Here is a 3392-nt window from a genome sequence, read left to right on the forward strand (position 1 = left end):
TAAATTTATATCTTCTCCGCCGGACGAAAAAGTCTGGGATAATGGAGTGGATAATTTAACGGAAAAATGATAATATTATACAGGAGCAAAGTAATGAAGAAAGTTTTAGTTGTTTTATGTTTAGTTTTGTTTGTTACCGGTATTGCGGCGGCGCAAGCGTTGCCCGGCGGAACTCTTTACGTCTCTGTTAAAACAGTCACGCTTAAATCAGGCACAGGCTTTTTTGCCGACAAAAAGGGGACATTAAATTACGGAGACAAAGTTACGGTAATAAAAATTGACGGTAAATTTGCGGAAGTTAAAAGCGCCAAAAACACCTCATTAACCGGTTGGACTGCAACCGCTAATCTTTCGGCAAAACAAATAGTGTCGGGAACCTCAAGTACGGCATCGGCAAAAGAAGTGGCTCTTGCGGGAAAAGGATTTAATCAGGAAGTTGAAAATTCATACAAGAATCAGAAAAACAATATTAATTATGCCGATGTAGACAAAACCGAAGCAATAACAGTTAGCGAAGATGAACTTAAAAAATTCCTTGAAGAAGGCAACCTGAAAACAGGGGGTAACTAATGAAAAATAAAATAGGAATTATTATTTTAATAAGTCTTTTTCTTGCCGTAATGGTTTTTTCTTGTGCGGTAGTTTCCGGCGCGGCTCAAGTAGCCGGAGCTGTCGGATTAGTAGATAAGAATGCAGCCAATGCGATTAGTGTATCAGCAAAAGCCATAGGCTCCGCTGCGGAAGAAATTAATCCGGAACAGGAATACTACATAGGCAGGGCGGTAGCGGCAAATATTCTTGCCGCTTACAAGCTCTACATAGGAAACCAAAAGCTGACCGCTTACTTAAACAGCATCTGCGCCGCCATAACAATTAATTCTCCGCGCCCTGATATTTATAATGGTTATCATGTTGCCCTGCTGGACAACAATGAGATAAACGCCTTTGCGACTTCCGGCGGACATATTTTTGTTACGCGCGGACTTGTTAACGCCGCTAAATCCGAAGATGCGCTTGCCGGAGTAATTGCGCATGAAGTTGCCCACGTTCAATTACAGCACAGCATTAAAGCGATAAAAAACAGTCGCATTACTCAGGCTCTTTTGGTAACAGGCACATCGGCAGTCGGCGCGGTATCGGGAATGGACGTAAAGCAATTAACCGATGTTATGAGCGAATCGGTTGGGGAGATTGTACAAACATTGGTAAATAACGGTTATTCACAGACTCAGGAATTTGAAGCCGATAATACCGCAATGTCGCTTATGGCAAGCGCCGGATATAACCCTTCCGGTTTGATAGAAATGCTTAAATCATTAAGCAGTGTCCAAACGGCGGGCTCTGGTTTAAGCAAAACTCACCCAAGCCCAGATCAACGAATAGCCAATGCTGAACGATCAGTAAAACTATATAATGTCAAAGATACAAGCGCGTCAAGAAATGCGAGGTTTGCTTCTGTGGCAAAGTAGACTTGTATCAGTATGGGCTAATTTTGTTCCTTTTTAAGGAGATATTTTTATGATGAAAAACAGAAAAACTAAAATTGTATGTTCTTTGGGTCCCGCATCGTCCGAAGATTCTGTCGTACGCGACCTTGTTCTTGCCGGAATGAATGTGGCGCGTCTTAATTTTTCTCATGGGACTAAAGACGAGCATAGCGCTTCTGTTGAGCGCGTCAGACGCATTTCCAAAGAGTTGGGAATACCCGTAGCGATTCTGTTGGACACCAAAGGACCGGAGATAAGAACGGGCATGGTAGAAAACGACGGCAAGGTTACGATAAATAAAGGCGACCAAGTTATTGTTTCTACCGATGATTGTTTTACCACGGCGGCAGGAAACGGAACGCCCGCACGTATCGCATTGTCATGGAAAGAAGCAGGAGCAAAACTGCAAAATGGACACCGCGTTCTTATTGCGGACGGGCTTCTTGAGCTTGAAGTGATTGATACTACAGGAGGCGTCAAGTGCCGCGCGAACAATACCGCTGTTATTGGCAGTAAGAAAAACGTCAACCTTATCGGCGTTCACGCCGGGCTTCCCATTATCGGCGACAAAGATAAAGAAGACATAGAGTTTGGTATAAAAATGGATATCGATTATATTGCGGCAAGCTTTTTGAGTTTTCCCAGCGAAGTAATCGAAATAAGAAAATTTTTGGAAAGTCATTCTTCTCAAATTAAAATTATAGCCAAAATAGAAAGCGGCGAGGGCTTGGAAAATATAAAAGAAATAGCCCGTATTGCAGACGGCGTAATGGTAGCAAGGGGAGATCTTGGCGTACAGCTTCCCACCGAGCAAATTCCTCTTGCGCAAAAACACATTATCAATGTGTGCCGAAAGGCAGGGAAGCCCGTCATTACCGCGACGCAGATGTTGGAGTCGATGATTGTGAATCCTCGTCCCACACGCGCGGAACTAACCGACGTGGCAAACGCTATACTCGACGGAACAGACGCAATTATGCTTTCCGGCGAAACATCTGCGGGAGCGTATCCTGTGGAAGCTGTAAAAACAATGGATAGAATAGCGTGTGTAATTGAACAGTCGGATGAATTCCGTGTACGCATGAGAGACTTTCACGAAGAATGTCATTCTGAGGTACATAACCCAAAAGAAAATTTAGGTATCATCATGTCGAGATCGGGAGTTGAAATAGCGACGGCTGTAAAGGCAAAAGCCATAGTCACGCCAACCCAAAGCGGCAATACCGCGCGAATCCTTAGCGTATTCAGACCTGACGAACCAATTCTTGCCGTAACCACTGAAGCGCGCACTGAGCGCATTATGCAGTTATACTGGGGAGTTAACACCAGTATCAGGTCGAAAGTTGAAGATTCAGAAACTATGATACACAACACCATGAAGGTTGTTTCGGAGACCGGGGTAGCGAGCATATCGGATAAAATAGTTCTAATTGCCGGCTTGCCGCTTGAAAGCCCAAATATGATAAACAATATTCGTGTTGTAATTATTGGGACAGTTCTGGCTCGTTCAAGAGCCGGCGGTTACGCAAACCCCGACATTATTCGCGCGCAGGGTAGGATAGTCCACGCCTCAACTCCCGATGAAGCTCGCAAAAAAATCATGTCATCAGGTGGCGAAATACTTGTTTGCAAAGAACTTACCGAAGACTACATATCCGTTATCAGCATGGTAAGCGGAATCATTTGCGAAGGGGTCTCGGTAATCAGCGAAGAAAAACTACACCTCTTTAATCCAAATCTTGTCTGGCTTACCCACCTCACAAACGCCGCAAAAAAACTGGAACACGGATTAACGGTAACAATAGACGGCAAAGAACTGCTAGTGTACGAGGGAGCGATTTAACAAATTACTGCCCCGCCCCATTCGTGCGAGACCTAATCGGTCTTAACTGAGCGTCTGTTACT

Annotated in this window: 3 protein-coding genes; all 3 read left to right on the forward strand. The window is 44.3% G+C overall.

Annotated elements, in window-relative coordinates; genetic code table 11:
- Nucleotides 1-93: 93 nt before the first annotated feature.
- Genes ACYVTD_RS10760 through pyk form a run of 3 tightly spaced genes read left to right on the forward strand, consistent with a single transcriptional unit; the run spans nt 94 to nt 3330 of the window.
- Entirely contained in the window at nt 94-570 is a 477-nt protein-coding gene (locus ACYVTD_RS10760; protein ID WP_461247771.1) for an SH3 domain-containing protein, read from the forward strand.
- The gene (locus ACYVTD_RS10765; RefSeq protein ID WP_461247772.1) at nt 570-1469 is read left to right on the forward strand and encodes a M48 family metalloprotease; all 900 of its coding nucleotides are present in this window, start codon (nt 570-572) and stop codon (nt 1467-1469) included. Before ACYVTD_RS10760 ends, ACYVTD_RS10765 begins: the two co-directional genes overlap by 1 nt.
- Nucleotides 1470-1521: 52 nt before the next feature.
- Nucleotides 1522-3330: a pyruvate kinase gene (gene pyk / locus ACYVTD_RS10770; protein WP_461247773.1), complete on the forward strand. Its 1809-nt coding sequence runs from the start codon at nt 1522-1524 to the stop codon at nt 3328-3330.
- Nucleotides 3331-3392 lie beyond the last annotated feature (62 nt).

Source organism: Treponema sp. R6D11 (genome assembly GCF_054786075.1).

Excerpts from the sequence above, each read along its gene's own strand:
- ACYVTD_RS10760 (WP_461247771.1), top strand. The coding sequence starts at position 94 with ATGAAGAAAGTTTTAGTTGTTTTATGTTTAGTTTTGTTTGTTACCGGT.
- ACYVTD_RS10765 (WP_461247772.1), top strand. The coding sequence starts at position 570 with ATGAAAAATAAAATAGGAATTATTATTTTAATAAGTCTTTTTCTTGCC.
- pyk (WP_461247773.1), top strand. The coding sequence starts at position 1,522 with ATGAAAAACAGAAAAACTAAAATTGTATGTTCTTTGGGTCCCGCATCG.